Source organism: Polaromonas sp. P3_B4 (genome assembly GCF_056402835.1).
This window is the reverse complement of the sequence record NZ_JBFUGQ010000001.1, coordinates 332,220-350,414: the sequence shown is the minus strand read 5'-3', so window position 1 is coordinate 350,414 and position 18,195 is coordinate 332,220. Positions and strand designations below refer to the sequence as shown.

The 18,195-nt window shown below is 62.2% G+C and carries 17 protein-coding genes; 9 read left to right on the top strand and 8 right to left on the bottom strand.

Annotation, left to right across the window (positions count from 1 at the left end; all coding sequences use genetic code 11):
• Window positions 1-119 precede the first annotated feature (119 nt).
• Genes AC1DVV_RS01590 through AC1DVV_RS01580 form a run of 3 tightly spaced genes read right to left on the bottom strand, consistent with a single transcriptional unit; the run spans window position 120 to window position 3,908 of the window.
• Window positions 120-1,235 (bottom strand): ABC transporter ATP-binding protein, encoded by a 1,116-nt coding sequence (locus AC1DVV_RS01590; RefSeq protein WP_477688771.1) that lies wholly within the window; start codon window positions 1,233-1,235, stop codon window positions 120-122.
• A complete protein-coding gene (locus tag AC1DVV_RS01585) occupies window positions 1,232-2,830 on the bottom strand; it encodes an ABC transporter permease (RefSeq protein ID WP_477666261.1) in 1,599 nt (532 codons plus the stop codon). The genes AC1DVV_RS01590 and AC1DVV_RS01585 overlap by 4 nt, the downstream gene beginning before the upstream one ends.
• A 52-nt stretch (window positions 2,831-2,882) precedes the next feature.
• Window positions 2,883-3,908, bottom strand: a complete 1,026-nt coding sequence (locus AC1DVV_RS01580) for an iron ABC transporter substrate-binding protein (protein ID WP_477666260.1) — start codon at window positions 3,906-3,908, stop codon at window positions 2,883-2,885.
• Window positions 3,909-4,205: 297 nt separating this feature from the next.
• On the opposite strand from AC1DVV_RS01580, the gene AC1DVV_RS01575 reads away from it, so the two are divergent.
• Both AC1DVV_RS01575 and AC1DVV_RS01570 read left to right on the top strand, forming a co-directional pair.
• Entirely contained in the window at window positions 4,206-4,709 is a 504-nt protein-coding gene (locus tag AC1DVV_RS01575) for a pyridoxamine 5'-phosphate oxidase family protein (protein WP_457279326.1), read from the top strand.
• Window positions 4,710-4,747: 38 nt separating this feature from the next.
• A complete protein-coding gene (locus tag AC1DVV_RS01570; protein ID WP_457279327.1) occupies window positions 4,748-5,131 on the top strand; it encodes a hypothetical protein in 384 nt (127 codons plus the stop codon).
• 75 nt (window positions 5,132-5,206) lie between these two features.
• Here AC1DVV_RS01570 and AC1DVV_RS01565 read toward each other — a convergent pair whose 3' ends face one another.
• The 5 genes from AC1DVV_RS01565 to AC1DVV_RS01545 all read right to left on the bottom strand — a co-directional run bounded on the left by AC1DVV_RS01565 (window position 5,207) and on the right by AC1DVV_RS01545 (window position 11,207).
• Window positions 5,207-5,713 (bottom strand): BON domain-containing protein, encoded by a 507-nt coding sequence (locus AC1DVV_RS01565; protein WP_457279328.1) that lies wholly within the window; start codon window positions 5,711-5,713, stop codon window positions 5,207-5,209.
• Between the two features lie 55 nt (window positions 5,714-5,768).
• Window positions 5,769-8,384, bottom strand: a complete 2,616-nt coding sequence (locus tag AC1DVV_RS01560) for a bifunctional aconitate hydratase 2/2-methylisocitrate dehydratase (RefSeq protein ID WP_457279329.1) — start codon at window positions 8,382-8,384, stop codon at window positions 5,769-5,771.
• A gap of 83 nt (window positions 8,385-8,467) precedes the next feature.
• Window positions 8,468-9,094 (bottom strand): hypothetical protein, encoded by a 627-nt coding sequence (locus AC1DVV_RS01555; RefSeq protein ID WP_457279330.1) that lies wholly within the window; start codon window positions 9,092-9,094, stop codon window positions 8,468-8,470.
• A 39-nt stretch (window positions 9,095-9,133) separates the two neighbouring features.
• Window positions 9,134-10,132, bottom strand: coding sequence for an HpcH/HpaI aldolase/citrate lyase family protein (locus tag AC1DVV_RS01550; protein WP_457279331.1), 999 nt, complete (start codon window positions 10,130-10,132; stop codon window positions 9,134-9,136).
• An 88-nt stretch (window positions 10,133-10,220) separates the two neighbouring features.
• Window positions 10,221-11,207: a malate dehydrogenase gene (locus AC1DVV_RS01545; protein ID WP_457279332.1), complete on the bottom strand. Its 987-nt coding sequence runs from the start codon at window positions 11,205-11,207 to the stop codon at window positions 10,221-10,223.
• A gap of 244 nt (window positions 11,208-11,451) precedes the next feature.
• On the opposite strand from AC1DVV_RS01545, the gene AC1DVV_RS01540 reads away from it, so the two are divergent.
• The 7 genes from AC1DVV_RS01540 to gltA all read left to right on the top strand — a co-directional run bounded on the left by AC1DVV_RS01540 (window position 11,452) and on the right by gltA (window position 17,982).
• Complete coding sequence (locus tag AC1DVV_RS01540; RefSeq protein WP_457279333.1) at window positions 11,452-12,222, top strand: GntR family transcriptional regulator; 771 nt, start codon at window positions 11,452-11,454, stop codon at window positions 12,220-12,222.
• Window positions 12,223-12,606: 384 nt separating this feature from the next.
• The gene (gene sdhC, locus AC1DVV_RS01535) at window positions 12,607-13,053 is read left to right on the top strand and encodes a succinate dehydrogenase, cytochrome b556 subunit (protein WP_457279334.1); all 447 of its coding nucleotides are present in this window, start codon (window positions 12,607-12,609) and stop codon (window positions 13,051-13,053) included.
• A gap of 15 nt (window positions 13,054-13,068) precedes the next feature.
• Entirely contained in the window at window positions 13,069-13,434 is a 366-nt protein-coding gene (gene sdhD, locus AC1DVV_RS01530; RefSeq protein WP_457279335.1) for a succinate dehydrogenase, hydrophobic membrane anchor protein, read from the top strand.
• A 53-nt stretch (window positions 13,435-13,487) separates the two neighbouring features.
• On the top strand, window positions 13,488-15,281 hold the full coding sequence (sdhA, locus tag AC1DVV_RS01525; RefSeq protein ID WP_477707094.1) for a succinate dehydrogenase flavoprotein subunit: 1,794 nt from the start codon (window positions 13,488-13,490) through the stop codon (window positions 15,279-15,281).
• Window positions 15,282-15,336: 55 nt separating this feature from the next.
• Complete coding sequence (locus tag AC1DVV_RS01520; RefSeq protein ID WP_122955671.1) at window positions 15,337-16,041, top strand: succinate dehydrogenase iron-sulfur subunit; 705 nt, start codon at window positions 15,337-15,339, stop codon at window positions 16,039-16,041.
• Between the two features lie 273 nt (window positions 16,042-16,314).
• Window positions 16,315-16,644, top strand: a complete 330-nt coding sequence (locus tag AC1DVV_RS01515) for an FAD assembly factor SdhE (protein WP_457279337.1) — start codon at window positions 16,315-16,317, stop codon at window positions 16,642-16,644.
• Between the two features lie 27 nt (window positions 16,645-16,671).
• A complete protein-coding gene (gltA, locus tag AC1DVV_RS01510) occupies window positions 16,672-17,982 on the top strand; it encodes a citrate synthase (protein ID WP_457279338.1) in 1,311 nt (436 codons plus the stop codon).
• Window positions 17,983-18,195 lie beyond the last annotated feature (213 nt).

Here is an 18,195-nt window from a genome sequence, read left to right as displayed (position 1 = left end):
GGTTCATCGCACCCGTAGAAGTAGGAAAAATGCTATTAATTTAATAGCTGCTTGCGCCCGTTCTTATTGGGCTACGGCCACTATTTTCTTAAATTCCGGAAACCGGCACCCAGGCCGGTTTATTCGAACACGTGGGCCTGGCCAGCCACCGTGATGCGGACCATGGCGCCCGGCGCCGGGGCATGCAGGCCGGAGCTGCGCACCAGCAGCGGTACGTCCCACGCAGCAAGCTCCGTCGCCGCGGGTGTTTCTTCTGCCGTGCCCAGTCCAGCGCCGCGCACCAGGCGCACCGACAGCACGCAGACCGGACCGCCAAAATCGGTGTCGATAACCGCGCCGTAGCACGCAGCGGCATCCGCACTGTGCGCGGCCGCCTGCGCCGGGACTTCAGCCACCTGCAGTTGCTCTGGCCGCAGCATGATCTGCGCCGCACCGCTGCGCTGGCCGTTGTTGACCGCGACTCGCCCCAGCGCGCAGTCAGCCCAGCCGCCCGCCAGCTGCGCCGGCAGCACGATGGCTTCGCCCAGGAAGCCGGCCACCGCGGCATCACGGGGCCGCAGATAAAGATCCACCGGGCGGCCAGCCTGCACCAGTTGCCCTTCACGCATCACGGCCACCTGGTCGGCAAATGACAGGGCCTCCGCCTGGTCGTGCGTGACCAGGATGGTGGTGATACCGGCGCCACTGAGCAATTGCGCGACAGCTTTGCGGGTGCTGGCGCGCAGGCCCGTGTCCAGGGCGGAAAAAGGCTCATCGAGCAACATCAGCTGCGGGCGCTGGGCCAGCGCGCGGGCCAGCGCCACGCGTTGCTGCTGGCCGCCAGACAACTCATGCGGGCGACGGCTGAGCATGGCGATGTCGAGCGCGACCATTTCCATCAATTCGGCAATGCGTTCAGCGCGCCGGGGCGTATTGCGCGGCAGGCCAAAGCCGACGTTGCCCTCAATCGTCAGGTGCGGAAACAGCGCGCCGTCCTGCGGCACAAAACCGATGCCGCGCTGGTGCGCCGGCACGGCCTCCGGCCCGTCTGCCAGTTGCCGCCCGCCCAGCACGACGCGGCCGGCGTCGGGCACTTCGAAGCCGGCAATGATGCGCAGCAAGGTGGTTTTACCGGAACCCGACGGACCCACGATGGCGGTGCGGCTGCCGGCCGGCACGTGCAAGTGAACGCCGCCCAGTGCTTCCACAGGGCCATAGTGTTTGCGCAGGCCCTTCAGTTCAAGAGAAGTTGTCATCGTCCCGCCGTGCGTTTGGATTGGGTATAGAGCAGCCAGGTCATGGGCAGCGACAACAGCACCATGATGAGCGCGTAGGGCGCAGCGGCTGCGTAGTCGATCTCGCTGCTGTAGGCCCAGAAGGAAGTCGCCAGGGTGCGCGTGCCGTTGGGCGCGAGCATCAGTGTGGCGGTGAGTTCATTGGTAATGCCCAGGCCCACCAGCGCCGCGCCGGCCGCCGCGCTGGGCGCGGCCAGCCGCAGGGTGATGGCCCACAGCGCCTGCGCGGGCGTGCGGCCCAGGCTGCGCGCGGCCTGCTCCAGCTCCACCGGCGCCTGCGCGATGCCGGCGCGCAGGCTGATGAGGGCGCGTGGCAAAAACATCAGCAAATAGGCCAGCAGCACCGTGAGCGCTGTCTGGTAAATCGGCATGCGTACCGTCACCGTGACGAGCGCCAGCGCCACCACCACACCGGGCAGCGAACCGACCATGTAGTTGCAGGCCTCCAGCACGCGCTGCAGCCGGCCGGGCGAGCGTATCGACAGCCAGGCCATGGGCACAGCGGCCAATGTGGTCAACAGCGCACCGGCCAGCGCCAGCCCCAGGGTCTGAAAAATCGCCGGGCCGATTTCATCCACGCGCCATACGGCAGCCCCGCCTGCCACCAGCCAGCGGCCCAGGGTAACCAGCGGCACGCCCAGCGCCAGAGCGGTAACCAGCGCGGGCAGCAGCAGGCACAAGCCAGCAAAGCGGCCCAGCTTGCGTTTGAAAGGCATGCGCGCCGCGCCGGAACCTACGCGCGCATAACGCTCCTTGCCGCGCGCGGCCGATTCCAGTCCCAGCAACGCGAAGCAGCACACCACCAGTACGCCGGAAAGCATGTTGGCCGCAGGCCCGTTGTAGGTCGACTGGAACTGGTCGACGATGGCCGTGGTGAAGGTGTCGAAGCGGATCATCACGTAAAGGCCGTACTCGGCCAGCAAGTGGAGGCCCACCAGCAGTGAGCCGCCGCATACCGCCAGCCGCAGCTGCGGCAGCACCACGCGGAAGAACACCGCCAAAGGGCTCAAGCCCAGCGAGGCGGCGCTGTCTTCCATGCCCGGATCCAGCCGCCGCAAGGCTGCGGCCACCGGCAAATACAAAAATGGAAAGTAGGCGATGACCGAAACCATCACGCCGGCGGGCAAGCCGTGCAGGCCGGGGGCGACCGTCATCCAGGCATAGCTGTGCACAAAAGCCGGCACGGCCAGCGGCGCGACGGCCAGCCAGGCCCAGGTGCGCGCACCGGGCAGGTCGCTGCGCTCGGTGAGCCAGGCCAGGGCCACGGCCAGCACGGCGCACAAGGGCACCGTCAGCGCTACCAGCAAAGCAGTGTTGACGAGCAGTTCACCCACACGGGGCCGGAAGATCAACGCAGAGGCCGTGTCCCAACCCGCCTGGATGCCGACCCAGATGACAAAACCCAGCGGCAACAAAGCGAGCAACGAGACCAGCAGGGCCGCGCTGCCCACCCCCGACAGGCGCCAGCCGCCGCGCCCGGCTACAGGCGAAGGCCGCAGGGCCGCACTCGCCGGGTTAAGGGAGTCGGCGCCGACATCAAAGGGCAAGGCACTCAAGGCAGGTGTCAGATCCGCGGACCTGAAGTGGTTAGGAGCGATTGGAAGTGGTTTACAGCAGGCCGGCCTGGGTCATCAGGTCGGTGACTTTTTTGCTGTTGAGTTTGGAAGGCTCCACCTTGGGCGCCTGCAGCTCAGCCAAAGGTACCAGTTTGGGGTTGGAGGCTACGCCGGTGCCGACGGCGTACTCATACGCGTCGCCGGTTCTCAGGATGTCCTGTCCGCCTTTGCCGGCAACCCACTTCACGAAGGCCTGGGCTTCGGGCTGGTGCTTGCTCGAGGCCAGCACGCCGCCACCGGAAATGCTCACAAAAGCGCCAGGGTCCTGGTTGCGGAAGTAATGCAGCTGGGCGTTGTTGCTGTTCTCGCCGGTCTTCGCCTGGTCGCCGTAGTAGTAATAGTGGTAAATCACGCCACCTTCGATCTGGCCGGCATTGACGGCCTTGAGCACGGTGCCGTTGCCTTTGTAAGGCGTGGCGTTTTCCTTCATGGCCTTGAGCCAGGCGGCCGTGGCGGCTTCGCCCTTGAGTTCGAGCAACGCGCTCACGATGGCCTGGAAATCAGCGCCGGAGGGCGACGCGGCCCAGCGGCCCTTCCAGGCGGGCGTGGCCAGGTCCAGCATGGACTTGGGCAACTGCGCCGGCGTGAGCTTGGCCTTGTTGTAGACAAACACCGTGCTGCGCGCGGCGATGCCCGTCCAGCGGCCATGCGCGGGGCGGAAGTTGGCAGGCACTTCAGACAGCGTGGCCGCGTCCAGCGAAGCGAACAGCCCTGCCGTGTCGACCAGCGCCATGGCCGGCGAATTCTCCGTCAGGAACACGTCGGCGGGCGAGGCCTTGCCTTCCTGCACGATCTGGTTGCCCAGCTCGGTGTCACTGCCGTTGCGCAAAGTGACCTTGATGCCGGTTTCCTTGCTGAAGGCTTCAGCCCAGGCTTTGGTCAGGCTGGCGTGCTGGGCGTTGTAAACCACGATGCCTTCGGCGGTGGGCGTGACGGTTTGGGCGGTGGAGGCCATTGGCGCGGCCAACAGGCCAGCAGCCAGCACAGCGCCGGCAAAGAATGGGAACGACAGTTTCATGAAACACCTTTTAGAGATCAAAACGGCCCGGTTCGCCCGAACCGGGCCGGGCGCGGCGCAGGCATTGAAGCCTGCGGGGCGCCTGTAAGCAAACCGTAATACAAATGCGAATTACTTGCATCTATATGGTAACCGCTCGCGCCATTAGTTCCCCCGCAGGGCGATGGTTTACACAGGCTGTGCCTGGAAACCGGGGCTGTCGGTACTTGCTGACAGCTGCCCGCGCCGCCCGCTGATGAGCGGCCCGCGGCTTGATGCCTAGCATCGACGCATTGGCCACCACCCACGGGAGTTTTCATGAGCGCAACAAAATCAGACCACGACACCCTTTGGGAGCTGATCCAGGGCATCAAGTTCGGCATGCTGACGCACCGACAGGCCAGCGGCATGTTGCACGCCCATCCCCTGACCACGCAGAACCAGTCGCTCGATGCGGAATCTCATTTGTATTTCTTCATCTCACGCAAAAGCGAGATGGCCCAGCGGCTGCAGCATGACGGCAACGTCAACGTGTCCTACGCCGACCCGGGCGCCGACAGCTACGTATCGGTGTCGGGCCAGGCCGTGATCGCGGAAGACCAGGCCAAAAAAGAAGAACTCTGGTCACCGCTTGCCCGCGCCTGGTTTCCTGCGGGCGTCAACGACCCGGACCTGGCGCTGCTGGAAGTGCGCATTCATCACGCCGAATACTGGGATGTGAAGGAAAGCAAGATGGTGCAGCTGGCCAGGATGGCCAAGGCGGCCATCCTGGGCGAGTTGCCGCGCAAGCTGGGTGAGCACAAAGAGCTGCATATTTCCTGAGAATTCGCCCGAAAACCTGTCTCCAACCGGCCCTATCCATGCCCTTTATCTCGTTCAACAAAGCCACTGAGCCCAGCGCGCCCGACGATTTGCGCATCAACACCGCGGCAGTGCTGTACATAGAAGCCTCACGCCCCGACCTGATGGGCCAGACCACCATCCACATGCTGGGCCAGGGCACCACCGTCAATGCCGTCACCGAATCGATAGGCACCGTGGTTTCCACCATAGGCGGATTGGTGGCAGTCAAGCGCCACTACCTCGCGCCGCCACCAGACGATGGTGCCAGCACGGTCTATGTGCTGCCCGCCAACATCAGCCACATGCGCCCCAATCTGCCGCTCGCGCCGGAGTTCTGGTACCTGAAGTTTGTCGATGGCTCGGAACTGCGGGTGGTGGACCCGCTGCCTTCGGGGCTGTAACTTCCGATCATTGAAAAGCAAAAAGTCCCGCAATTTCTTGCAAGACTTTTTGTGTTTCATGTCGAAAGGAGGACGTTATTTCTTTTCAACCTGCGCCGGCACGTAACGCACAGGCTCATCACCCACACGCAGGTAGTTCACCACCCCCATGACGTCGTCGACCAGCCAGACCGCTTTTTCAAGCGCCTCGGACTGCTCGCGTGTCTTGACGCAACCTTTGAGAAAGACCAAACGCCGCTCGCCCTGCACCCACACACTGGTGTCGTCGAACCGGCCGTCGAGCTTGATGTATTGCGACACGCGCGGAATGATTTCGGCATCGTACCAATACGAGTTGGCCAGGCGGCAACGCCCCACGCGGTAGCAACTGCCGCCGTGCTGCGCCCGCACATGGGCTACGTCGCGCACTTCCTGCTCGGTATAGAGCGGCCCCTCCGGCACAGGGCACGGATTGATCGCCGAAGTGACCTGCAGGAAGGGGTCGTTGAAGGCGTTGGTGCGCGCTTCCTGAGCTCGAGCGGCTGCACCGGTGGCCAAAAAAAGAACAAAAAAAAGGAAGGAAAGAAGTGACGGTTTCTTCATCACTTCATCCTTCCATTTCAGCTTGCGGCTGTCAAGCCGACGGCAGGGTGCCCACTTAAGCGGCCACGCCGTCCTTCACCGTGTCAGCCATGTCGGTGTAGTCCTTGACCTGGTCGAAGTTGAGGTACTGATAGATCTTGTCGCTGGCAGCTGTCAGCACACCCATGTCGGCCATGTATTCGGCCTTGGTGGGGATGCGGCCCAGCTTGGAGCAGATCGCCGCCAGCTCGGCGGAACCGAGATAGACGTTGGAGTTTTTCCCGAGGCGGTTCGGGAAGTTGCGGGTGGAGGTGGAAAACACCGTCGCGCCCTCTTTCACCTGCGCCTGGTTTCCCATGCACAGGCTGCAACCCGGCATTTCCATGCGTGCGCCGGCAGATCCCAGCACGCCGTAGTGGCCTTCTTCGGTCAGCTGCTTGGCATCCATCTTGGTCGGCGGCGCCATCCACAGTTTGACGGGGATGTCGCGCTTGTTTTCGAGCAGCTTGGAAGCGGCGCGGAAATGGCCGATGTTGGTCATGCAGCTGCCGATAAAGACTTCGTCGATCTTGCTGCCGGCCACTTCGCTCAGCGTCTTCACGTCGTCAGGGTCGTTCGGGCAAGCCACGATAGGCTCATGAATGTCGGCCAGGTCGATCTCGATGACGGCAGCGTATTCGGCGTCCGCATCGCCCTTGAGCAATTGCGGGTCGGCCAGCCAGGCTTCCATGGCGGCGATGCGGCGCTTGATGGTGCGCACATCCGAGTAACCCGTGGCGATCATCCACTTCAGCATCGTGATGTTGCTGTTGATGTATTCGATGATGGGCTCCTTGTTCAGGTGCACCGTGCAACCGCCGGCAGAACGCTCGGCCGAGGCATCGCTCAATTCAAAAGCCTGCTCCACCTTGAGGTCGGGCAAGCCTTCGATTTCCAGGATGCGGCCCGAGAAGATGTTCTTCTTGCCTTGCTTGGCGACCGTCAGCAGACCGGCCTTGATGGCGTACAACGGGATTGCGTTGACCAGGTCGCGCAGCGTGATACCGGGCTGCATTTCGCCCTTGAAGCGCACCAGCACCGACTCAGGCATGTCCAGCGGCATGACGCCGGTGGCAGCACCGAAAGCCACCAGGCCTGAGCCCGCGGGGAAGCTGATGCCGATGGGAAAACGCGTGTGGCTGTCGCCGCCGGTGCCGACGGTGTCGGGCAGCAGCATGCGGTTGAGCCAGCTGTGGATGATGCCGTCGCCCGGACGCAGCGGGATGCCACCGCGGTCGCTCATGAACTCGGGCAGCTCGTGGTGCATCTTCACATCGACCGGCTTGGGATAAGCCGCCGTGTGGCAGAAGGACTGCATCACCAGGTCGGCGCTGAAACCCAGGCAAGCCAGGTCTTTCAATTCGTCGCGCGTCATCGGACCGGTGGTGTCCTGCGAGCCGACAGAAGTCATCTTGGGCTCGCAGTACGTGCCGGGGCGTACGCCCTGGCCTTCAGGCAAGCCGACCGCACGGCCAACCATTTTTTGTGCCAGCGTAAAGCCGCGGCCGTTGTCGGCCGGGTTCTGCGGCAAGCGGAACTGGGTAGACACGGGAAGGCCCAGCGCAAAACGCGCCTTGGCCGTGAGGCCGCGGCCGACGATCAGCGGAATGCGGCCGCCGGCGCGCACTTCGTCAAACAGCACGTCGCTCTTGAGTTTGAACTCGGCGATGACCTTGCCGTCTTTCAGCGCCTTGCCCTCATAGGGGCGCAGTTCGATCACATCGCCCATGGCCATCTGGCTCACGTCGAGTTCGATCGGCAACGCGCCCGAGTCTTCCATGGTGTTGTAAAAAATCGGCGCGATCTTGGAGCCGAGGCAGACACCGCCGAAACGCTTGTTCGGCACAAAGGGAATGTCTTCACCGGTGAACCACAACACCGAGTTAGTTGCGGACTTGCGCGAGGAGCCGGTACCGACCACGTCGCCCACATAGGCCACAAGGTTGCCCTTGGCTTTCAGCTCTTCAATGAACTTGACCGGGCCGCGCTTGCCGTCTTCTTCGGGCGTCACGCCGGGGCGGGCATTCTTGTGCATGGCCAGCGCGTGCAGCGGGATGTCAGGGCGGCTCCAGGCGTCGGGTGCGGGGGAGAGATCGTCGGTGTTGATTTCACCAGCCACCTTGAAAATGGTGAGCTTGATCGACTCTGGCACTTCCGGGCGGCTGGTGAACCACTCGGCATCGGCCCAGCTTTGCAGCACGGCCTTGGCGTATTTGTTGCCCTTGCCGGCCTTTTCCTGCACATCGTGGAACTGGTCGAACATCAGCAACGTGTGCTTCAGGCCGTTGGCCGCTTGCGTGGCGACGCTGTCTTCAGCGTCGTCGAGCAGCTCGACCATGGGGCTGATGTTGTAGCCGCCCAGCATGGTGCCCAGCAACTGCGTTGCTTTCTCACGGGAGATCAGCGAGCACTTTTCGGTGCCGTGCGCCACGGCAGCAAGATAGCTGGCCTTGACCTTGGCGGCCGCATCAACCCCGGCCGGCACGCGGTGCGTGATCAGCTCCACCAGAAAGGCCTCTTCGCCCTTGGGTGGGTTCTTCAGCAGCTCAATGACCTCACCGGTCTGCTGGGCCGACAGCGGCAGCGGGGGAATACCCAGCGCGGCGCGCTCGGCCACATGGTTGCGGTAGGTTTGTATGAACTCGGGCATCATGGTTTTCTTCTCCTGTACTCAAAATTTGCACGGTCGATGCGCGTGCGGTCGCGGTCTGTGTCTGTATTGGGCTTTATCGGGCTTTATGGGGCTTTGGCCGGGGCAGTTTCTGGCTGAGCAGAACCCGTGCCAGCCTGAGCTGGCGCAGCTTTGGCGGCAGGCAAGGCCTCCAGAATGCTGGTCGGGGGGTTCTTCTTCATGTCATCGGCAAAAGTCACCTGCGCCGGGCTCATGCACTCGTCAGCCAGGCGCTGGCCCATTTTCTGGCTCATCAGCATCGACTTGTTGCCCAACTGGAGCCACATGGCGCCTGCACGGCCGTCTTCCAGGCGGATGGCACCGGTGCGGCTTCCGACCGGGTGCATGCGAAAACGCATCTTGCCCGTCTGCACCAGGAAGAAGCCCGGGCGTTTTTCATTCGGCGTGATGGTGACGGAGGCACCCAGTTCGCAGGGAATCGTGCCAATGTAAACCCGCTTGGCGAGCTCCAGGTCTTCAGGGGTCAAGGTGACAGACGGGTCATCGTCAATGGGCGTCCTTTCTTCCACCACCTTGGCGGCAGAGCGCCTGATCGGTGCACGCTTGGCGGCCTGGGCAGGCTGGTCAGCTGCGGCTGCAGCCTTGGGTGCGGCGGCTTTAGGGGCCGCCGTCTGGGCCAGCAACAGGGCCGGGGCGGCCAGCATCAAGGCAGAGAGAGCGAAATGTTTCATGGGGGGTCCTTTGGAACGGTCAACAGTCAATCGGAAAAATCAGTGAAGCGGCGCAGAAAAATATGCCTGCGCCTCGTGCGGTAAGACACGGCCGGTCTGGTGCGCGCGCTCCAGAACCTGCCAGAAGTAGCGGTAGCTCGCGCGGTCGTGCAGCTTGCCTTCAAAACTGATGGGGGCCCAGTCTGAGCTTGCGGCAGCAGCTATTATTTTTGTAGCACTTTCAATCTCGCCCTCGGTGGGCGCAAAAGCCGCCAGGATAGGCCGGATCTGGTTGGGGTGGATGCTCCACATGCGGGTGTAGCCCAGTTCACGGGCGGCATGGCGTGCGGCGGAAGTCATGGCCTCAGTGTCATTGAACTCTGTGACAACACAATGCGACGGCACTTTGCCGTGGGCATGGCAAGCCGACGCGATTTCGAGCTTGGCGCGCATCACCAGCGGATGCGTGAACTGGCCGCGGCTGCTCATGCCGTCGGCGGGAATCGCACCGCCATGCGCCGAGACAAAATCCATCAGGCCAAAACTCAACGACTGCACGCGCGGATGAGCAGCAATGTCGAAAGCGTTTCGCACCGCGAGTGGAGACTCGATCAGCACGTGCAGCGGCAGGCCACCGGCCGATGCTGCGAGCAGAGCCTGCTCGGCCCTGACCACATCGGCAACCGATTCCACCTTGGGAACCATGATGTGTGAGAGATGGCGGGACAGCTTCCCGGCAATGACAGCCATGTCGGCATCAAAGGCGGGGTGGTCCACCGAATGGATGCGCACCGCGACGCGGGCCTTGTCGCTGGCCAGGGCCGCCAGCGCCACGACCATCGCGGCATGGTCGGCTTCGCCGCCCACGGGTGCGCCGTCTTCGCAATCCAGCGTCACGTCAAACACGCAGGCGCCGAACTCCTCGATCATCTCGGCCTGCAATTGCAGGCTTTTGCGCATGCGGGCTTCAACACCGCTGTAGTGATCACAAACCGGAAGAAACCCGGCTTGTGCCTGGGCACCCAACAGAACGTCGCGCGGATGTTGGCGAGCCCCCACGCTTGTCACTTCGTGTACTACGCTGCCCCCCGAGGGGGCCGTGCTTGCTTGGGGCGGCCCTGCGCGGCGCACATCGCTCATTAATTGCTCAGAGCAGGTGCTTGACGCCGTCTTGCTCACCCTTAAGCTCGTCCAGGGTCTTGGTAATGCGTTCCTGGCTGAAAGCGTCGATTTCCAGGCCTTCGACCAGTTTGTATTCGCCGTTTTCGCAGGTCACGGGGAAACCGAACATGACGTCTTTCGGAATGCCGTACTGGCCGTCCGAAGGGATACCCATGGTGACCCACTTGCCGTTGGTGCCCAGGGCCCAGTCGCGCATGTGGTCGATGGCGGCATTGGCGGCCGATGCGGCCGAGGACAGGCCGCGCGCTTCAATGATGGCGGCGCCGCGCTTGCCGACGGTAGGCAGGAACACGTTGGCGTTCCATTCCTGGTCGTTGATCATCTTGGCGACGCTTTCGCCCTTGATGGTGGCAAAACGGTAGTCGGCGTACATCGTGGGCGAGTGGTTGCCCCAGACGGTGAGTTTTTCAATGTCGGCCACGGCCTTGCCGGTCTTGGCTGCGATCTGGCTGGCGGCGCGGTTGTGGTCCAGGCGCAGCATGGCGGTGAAGTTCTTGCGCGGCAGGTCAGGGGCGCTCTTCATGGCAATGTAGGCATTGGTGTTGGCGGGGTTGCCAACCACCAGCACCTTGACGTTGCGGCTGGCGACGGCGTTGAGCGCCTTGCCCTGCGCCGTGAAGATGGCGCCGTTAACGGCCAACAGCTCGGCACGTTCCATGCCAGGGCCGCGTGGGCGCGAACCGACCAGCAGCGCGTAGTCGGCATCCTTGAAGGCGGTCATCGGGTCGCTGTGGGCTTCCATGCCGACCAGCAGCGGGAACGCGCAGTCGTCGAGTTCCATCATCACGCCCTTGAGCGCTTTTTGCGGGCCTTCAACGGGCACTTCGAGCAATTGAAGAATGACGGGCTGGTCCTTGCCGAGCATTTCGCCGGAAGCAATGCGGAACAACAATGCGTAACCGATTTGGCCTGCTGCACCGGTGACTGCAACGCGGACGGGTTTTTTGCTCATGATGGGAGGACTCCAGGAAGTTGAAAATCGGTTGAGATGAGGGATGTGGTGTGAGATGTCTGGCGCGACCCTGGAATATCTGGAAGTGATTACTGACGGGTCTTATGCTTTTACCCGTCAAAATCACCGCAAAACGGCAGGCCGCGCGCTGGCTCAGCCAAAGATTTTACGCTTGAAAAGCAGCGGGCGTCAATTTGTCTTATGTCTTATATAAGATATGATACGGCCAGCCAGAATCCAACCCATGACCGCCATTCCCGCCCTACCCGCCGATGACTTTCCAGGTGCCACGCCGGCGTTCAGTCCGCTGTACCAGCAGATCAAGGCCCTGATCCTGCAAAGCCTGCAATCAGGCGAATGGAAACCGGGCGAAGCCATCCCTTCCGAGATGGACCTGGCAGCGCGCTACCGCGTCAGCCAGGGCACGGTGCGTAAGGCCATCGACGAGCTGGCCACCGACAACCTGGTGGTCCGCCGCCAGGGCAAGGGCACCTTTGTCGCCACCCACGCCGAGCAACATGTCCAGTTCCGCTTTCTCAAGCTGGTCCCCGACAGCGGCACGCCGGGCAGCGAAGGCCCGGCCCAACGCGACATCATCGACTGCCGGCGCGTGCGCGCCAGCGCCGAGATTGCACGCACGCTGGCCTTGCGCACCGGGGACGCCGTGCTGCAGGCCCGACGCGTGCTGAGCTTTGCCGGCACACCCACCATTCTTGAAGACATCTGGCTTCCTGCCGCACCCTTCAAGGGCCTGACAGCCGAGCGGCTGGCCGACTACCACGGCCCCATGTATGCGTTGTTTGAGACCGAATTCAACGTGCGGATGGTTCGCGCCGAAGAAAAAATACGCGCTGAAGCAGCCACTGACGGGCGCGAGCTGCTATTAAAAGTAGAGCACGGAGCACCGCTTTTGAGCGTGGAGCGCATCGCCTACACCTACAACGATGCCCCCATGGAGCTGCGCCGCGGCTACTACCGCACCGACACACATCACTATCACAACACACTGAACTGAACAGCGGCAGCAGGCTCAAGGGCAACAGAAAACCCTGCCAGGCTAACCTGCCGCAGCATGGCCGCGAGAGCCCGCCGGTGCAACCCATAACGACATGACTGACGATGAAAACCCTTCAAGCCATGACACCAACGAGGCGTCAGCAGCGATATATGCGCGCCGCTGAATTGCCGTCCGGATGGGGTGATTTGTAATCGTCATGTCAGTTACGACGACCTTCGCGCAGCAATTGCGAACTGTTGCGCAGCCAAACGCACTTTTCCCGACAAAAATTTCCGGCCATCACCCGAAGCAGCCGGGATTGTTGCTGCATTGCAATAGAATTTCGGGTTGAGCCGCTTTGGCAGTTACAAAGCCGTTACTCAAAAACACAGAAAGCCAAGTATGTCCGAATCAGCGACAACCGTAGCGAAGAAGCGGCCCGAGTTCCGCAACATCAACGCTCTGACCGACCTCCCCTCCTATCGCCTCCCCCTCGCAGGCATTGTCTCCATCCTTCACCGTATCAGCGGGTTCATCATGTTTTTGCTGATGCCCTTCATCATCTGGATGTTCGACACTTCGATCTCCTCTGAAATCTCGTTCGAGAAATTCAAGGGGGCCTTCAATGTTGGCATGCTGGGCCTTCCCGGCATCATCTGGAAACTGGTGGCGCTGGCCCTGATCTGGGCTTACCTGCACCATTTCATCGCCGGCCTGCGCCACTTGTGGATGGACGTGAGCCACGCCGCCGTCAGCAAGGAATTCGGCAAATCATCCGCCCTCTTCACACTGGCTGTGAGCATAGGCATCTCAATCGTGCTGGCACTCAAGCTCTTCGGCGCGTACTAATCAAGGAGCACAAAAATGGCAGTTAACTACGGCTCCAAGCGCATCGTTGTCGGTGCCCACTATGGTTTGCGCGACTGGCTCGCGCAGCGCATCACGGCCGCGCTGATGGCCCTCTTCACCGTGCTGGTCCTGGCCCAGGTCATCTTCAGCAAAGGCCCCATCGGCTACGACAAATGGGCCGGCATTTTCTCGTCCCAATGGATGAAGACGCTGACGTTTGTGGTCATCGTTGCCCTGCTGTTGCACGTGTGGGTCGGCATGCGCGACATCTGGATGGACTACGTCAAACCAGCCTCCATCAAGCTGGTTCTGAATGTTTTCACGATTGTCTGGCTGGTGGCCTGCGCCGGCTGGGGCATCCAGGTCCTGTGGCGCCTTTAAGCCCTCGCTGACCCCACAGACCCGACAAGAAGACCGACACCCCCACAAAAATCATGACAGCAACATCCAAACTCCCCAAGCGCAAATTTGACGTCGTCATCGTCGGTGCCGGCGGCTCCGGCATGCGCGCATCGCTGCAGCTGGCACGCGCCGGCCTCAACGTGGCCGTGCTTTCCAAAGTGTTCCCCACCCGCTCGCACACCGTTGCAGCCCAGGGCGGCATCGGCGCATCGCTCGGCAACATGAGCGAAGACAACTGGCACTACCACTTCTATGACACCGTCAAGGGCTCCGACTGGCTCGGCGACCAGGATGCCATTGAATACATGTGCCGCGAAGCTCCCAAGGTCGTGTACGACCTCGAGCACATGGGCATGCCTTTCGACCGCAACCCCGACGGCACGATTTACCAGCGCCCCTTCGGCGGCCACACCGCCAACTACGGCGAAAAGCCCGTGCAGCGCGCCTGCGCCGCAGCCGACCGCACCGGCCACGCCATGCTGCACACGCTGTACCAGCAAAACGTCAAGGAAAAAACCAGCTTTTTCGTCGAGTGGATGGCGCTGGACCTGATTCGCGATTCGGCTGGTGATGTCGTGGGCGTGACCGCCCTCGAAATGGAAACCGGCGATGTTCATATCTTTGAAGCCAAGACCACGCTGCTGGCCACCGGCGGCGCAGGGCGCATTTTTGCCGCATCAACCAACGCCTTCATCAACACCGGCGACGGCCTGGGCATGGCGGCGCGCGCCGGCATCCCGCTCGAGGACATGGAGTTCTGGCAATTTCACCCCACCGGCGTGGCCGGCGCCGGCGTGCTGCTGACCGAAGGCTGCCGCGGCGAAGGCGCAATTCTGCGCAACAGCAACGGCGAGCGTTTCATGGAGCGTTATGCGCCCACGCTGAAAGACCTGGCGCCGCGCGACTTCGTCTCGCGCTCCATGGACCAGGAAATCAAGGAAGGCCGCGGCTGCGGCCCCAACAAGGACTACATCCTGCTGGACATGACCCACCTGGGCGTGGACGCCATCATGAAGCGCCTGCCTTCGGTGTTCGAGATCGGCCACAACTTCGCCAACGTCGATATCACCAAGGAACCGATTCCCGTGGTGCCCACCATCCACTACCAGATGGGCGGCATCCCGACCAACATCCATGGCCAGGTTGTCACGCAGGACGCCAGCAACCAGAGCCAGGTGGTCAACGGCCTGTACGCGGTGGGCGAATGCTCCTGTGTCAGCGTTCACGGCGCCAACCGCCTGGGCACCAACTCGCTGCTCGACCTGCTGGTGTTCGGCAAGGCCGCCGGCAACCACATCGTCGAGTTCGCCAAGACAACCACGCACAAGCCGCTGCCGGCGGATGCCGCCGACAAGACCCTGGCCCGCATCGCGCGCCTGGACAACGCGACCGACGGCGAATACGCGCAAGACGTGGCCAACGACCTGCGCGCCGCCATGCAGCAGCATGCCGGCGTGTTCCGCACACAGGCCATCATGAACGAAGGCGTGACGAAAATCGCCGCGCTGCGTGCCCGCGTCAACAGCATCGGCCTCAAGGACAAGTCGAAGATTTTCAACACCGCGCGCATCGAAGCGCTGGAAGTGGAAAACCTGATCGAAGCAGCGCAGGCCACCATCGTGTCCGCTGCCGCCCGCCAGGAAAGCCGCGGCGCGCACTCTGTCGACGACTACGGCGACACCCTCGCGCACCCGAACGGCCGCAACGACACCGACTGGCACAAACACACGCTCTGGTACAGCGAAGGCAGCCGCCTGGCTTACAAGCCGGTGCAGATGAAACCGCTCACGGTCGATTCGGTCCCGCTCAAGACGCGTACTTTCTGAAGACGTTGCCCTTACTGCTCTGACGCCCTGCGACCCCACAAGAAGCGAGAACCCCATGACCAAACGTACCTTCAAGATCTACCGCTACGACCCGGACACCGATGCCAAGCCCTACATGCAGACCATCGAGGTGGAGCTCGACGGCCACGAGCGCATGCTGCTGGACGCGTTGATGAAGCTGAAGGCGCAGGACCCGACCATCAGCTTTCGCCGCTCTTGCCGCGAAGGCGTATGCGGCTCCGACGCCATGAACATCAACGGCAAGAACGGCCTGGCGTGCCTGACCAACATGCGCACGCTGCCCGAGGTCATCATCCTCAAGCCGCTGCCCGGCCTGCCCGTGGTGCGCGACCTGATCGTCGACATGACGCAGTTCTTCAAGCAGTACAACTCGATCAAGCCCTACCTGATCAACGACAACGTGCCGCCCGAAAAAGAGCGCCTGCAGAGTCCCGAAGAGCGGGACGAGCTGAACGGCCTCTATGAGTGCATTTTGTGCGCCAGCTGCTCCACCTCCTGCCCCAGCTTCTGGTGGAACCCCGACAAGTTCGTCGGCCCGGCCGGCCTGCTGCAGGCCTACCGCTTCATCGCCGACTCCAGAGACGAAGCCACCGCCGAGCGCCTGGACAACCTGGAAGACCCGTACCGCCTGTTCCGCTGCCACACCATCATGAACTGCGTCGACGTCTGCCCCAAGGGCCTGAACCCGACCAAGGCGATTGGCAAGATCAAGGAAATGATGGTCCTCAGGACAGTTTGAAAATATGGCCCCCACGCTCGTCACTTCGTGTACTTCGCTGCCCCCCGAGGGGGCGCGTTTCGCCTTGGGGCGGCCCGGCGGCGTGACCATGGCCCCCACGCTCGTCACTTCGTGTACTTCGCTGCCCCCCGAGGGGGCGCGTTTCGCCTTGGGGCGGCCCGGCGGCGTGACCATGGCCCCCACGCTCGTCACTTCGTGTACTTCGCTGCCCCCCGAGGGGGCGCGTTTCGCCTTGGGGCGGCCCGGCGGCGAAACCTCCACGGTCTGAACGATATGGAAACCGCCGACGCCCTGCTGGACGAGCGAGCCCTGAGCAAGCTCAAGTGGCGTTGCCGGCGCGGCCTGCTGGAAAACGATTTGCTGATTGAGCGCTTCTTTTTGGCGCACGAAGCGACGCTAACCGTCAGGCAGGCTAAAGGGTTAAATGATTTAATGGATTTGTCCGACAACGATTTGCTGGACCTGCTGTTAAAACGAAAAGTTGCCAGCCAGCTGCCCGATGAAGCGGCCAAGGCAAGCGCCTCTACTTCTGAAGCCCATGAAGTTTTAAAGTTGCTGCAGCCTGCAGCGCCGGCCCCTGATTACGCGTCCGTCCTCCATTGACACTGATACGAAAGAAAGAAGCACGAAATGAAGCTAGCTGACAACAAAGCCACCCTGTCCTTCAGCAACGGCAGCCCCAGCATCGAGTTGCCGGTCTACCAGGGCAGCGTTGGTCCGGACGTCGTTGATATCCGCAAGCTGTATGCCCAGACCGGCATGTTCACCTATGACCCCGGTTTCCTGTCGACCGCTGCCTGCCAGTCGGCCATCACTTACATCGACGGCGACAAGGGCGAGCTGCTGTACCGCGGCTACCCCATCGAGCAGTTGGCCACCAACTGCGATTACATGGAAACCTGCAACCTGCTGCTGTACGGAGAGCTGCCCAATACCGAGCAGAAAATAGACTTCGTCAGCCGCGTGACCAACCACACCATGGTCAACGAACAGATGCAGTTTTTCCTGCGCGGTTTCCGCCGTGACGCGCACCCGATGGCCATCATGACCGGCCTGGTCGGCGCCCTGTCGGCCTTCTACCATGACAGCACCGACATCACCAATCCCGAGCACCGCGATATCTCCGCCATCCGCCTGATCGCCAAGATGCCGACGCTGGTCGCCATGGCTTACAAGTACACCGTGGGCCAGCCCTACATGTACCCCAAGAACAACCTGAGCTATGCCGGCAACTTCCTGCACATGATGTTCGCCACGCCGTGCGAAGAGTACAAGGTCAACCCGGTGCTAGAACGCGCGCTGGACCGCATCTTCATCCTGCACGCAGACCATGAGCAAAACGCCTCGACCTCCACGGTGCGCCTGTGCGGTTCGTCCGGCACCAACCCATTTGCAGCGATTGCTGCCGGCGTGGCTTGCCTCTGGGGCCCGGCACACGGCGGCGCCAACGAAGCGGCACTCAACATGCTGGGCGACATTCAGAAAGCCGGCGGCATCGAGAAAATCGGTGACTTCATCAAGCAGGTCAAGGACAAGAACTCCGGCGTCAAGCTGATGGGTTTTGGCCACCGCGTCTACAAGAACTACGACCCGCGCGCCAAGCTGATGCAGGAAACCTGCAAGGAAGTGCTCAAGGAAATGGGCCTGGAAAACGACCCGCTGTTCAAGCTCGCCATGGCGCTGGAAAAGATTGCCCTGGAAGACGAATACTTCGTGTCGCGCAAGCTCTACCCCAACGTCGACTTCTACTCCGGCATCGTGCAGCGCGCCATCGGCATCCCGGTGCCGCTGTTCACGGCGATCTTCGCGCTGGCCCGCACCGTCGGCTGGATCGCCCAGCTCAACGAAATGATCGGCGACCCCGAGTACAAGATCGGCCGTCCACGCCAGTTGTTCACCGGCTCCACGACCCGTCAGGTGTTGCCGCTGGCCAAGCGCTAAGCCACCTCGCGTTGACACAAAGCCCGCCCGTGGCAACACCGGCGGGCTTTTTTATGCCCCAAGGCCCTGCAGCTGCCTGCTACGTTTTTGATAGCTGCTTTCGCTCGTCCCTATTAGTCTAGAGCCTCAAAACATCTAAAATTCTGGTGGTCCGAGGCCGAAAACGCCTATTGGCAAGCAGGGCATCGCGTAATGCGATGACAAAACATCAAT

Bases quoted from the DNA above. Each gene is read 5' to 3' on its own strand.
- AC1DVV_RS01590 (WP_477688771.1), bottom strand. From the start codon at position 1,235: ATGACAACTTCTCTTGAACTGAAGGGCCTGCGCAAACACTATGGCCCT.
- AC1DVV_RS01580 (WP_477666260.1), bottom strand. From the start codon at position 3,908: ATGAAACTGTCGTTCCCATTCTTTGCCGGCGCTGTGCTGGCTGCTGGC.
- AC1DVV_RS01575 (WP_457279326.1), top strand. From the start codon at position 4,206: ATGAGCGCAACAAAATCAGACCACGACACCCTTTGGGAGCTGATCCAG.
- AC1DVV_RS01570 (WP_457279327.1), top strand. From the start codon at position 4,748: ATGCCCTTTATCTCGTTCAACAAAGCCACTGAGCCCAGCGCGCCCGAC.
- AC1DVV_RS01565 (WP_457279328.1), bottom strand. From the start codon at position 5,713: ATGAAGAAACCGTCACTTCTTTCCTTCCTTTTTTTTGTTCTTTTTTTG.
- AC1DVV_RS01560 (WP_457279329.1), bottom strand. From the start codon at position 8,384: ATGATGCCCGAGTTCATACAAACCTACCGCAACCATGTGGCCGAGCGC.
- AC1DVV_RS01555 (WP_457279330.1), bottom strand. From the start codon at position 9,094: ATGAAACATTTCGCTCTCTCTGCCTTGATGCTGGCCGCCCCGGCCCTG.
- AC1DVV_RS01545 (WP_457279332.1), bottom strand. From the start codon at position 11,207: ATGAGCAAAAAACCCGTCCGCGTTGCAGTCACCGGTGCAGCAGGCCAA.
- AC1DVV_RS01540 (WP_457279333.1), top strand. From the start codon at position 11,452: ATGACCGCCATTCCCGCCCTACCCGCCGATGACTTTCCAGGTGCCACG.
- sdhC (WP_457279334.1), top strand. From the start codon at position 12,607: ATGTCCGAATCAGCGACAACCGTAGCGAAGAAGCGGCCCGAGTTCCGC.
- sdhD (WP_457279335.1), top strand. From the start codon at position 13,069: ATGGCAGTTAACTACGGCTCCAAGCGCATCGTTGTCGGTGCCCACTAT.
- sdhA (WP_477707094.1), top strand. From the start codon at position 13,488: ATGACAGCAACATCCAAACTCCCCAAGCGCAAATTTGACGTCGTCATC.
- AC1DVV_RS01520 (WP_122955671.1), top strand. From the start codon at position 15,337: ATGACCAAACGTACCTTCAAGATCTACCGCTACGACCCGGACACCGAT.
- AC1DVV_RS01515 (WP_457279337.1), top strand. From the start codon at position 16,315: ATGGAAACCGCCGACGCCCTGCTGGACGAGCGAGCCCTGAGCAAGCTC.
- gltA (WP_457279338.1), top strand. From the start codon at position 16,672: ATGAAGCTAGCTGACAACAAAGCCACCCTGTCCTTCAGCAACGGCAGC.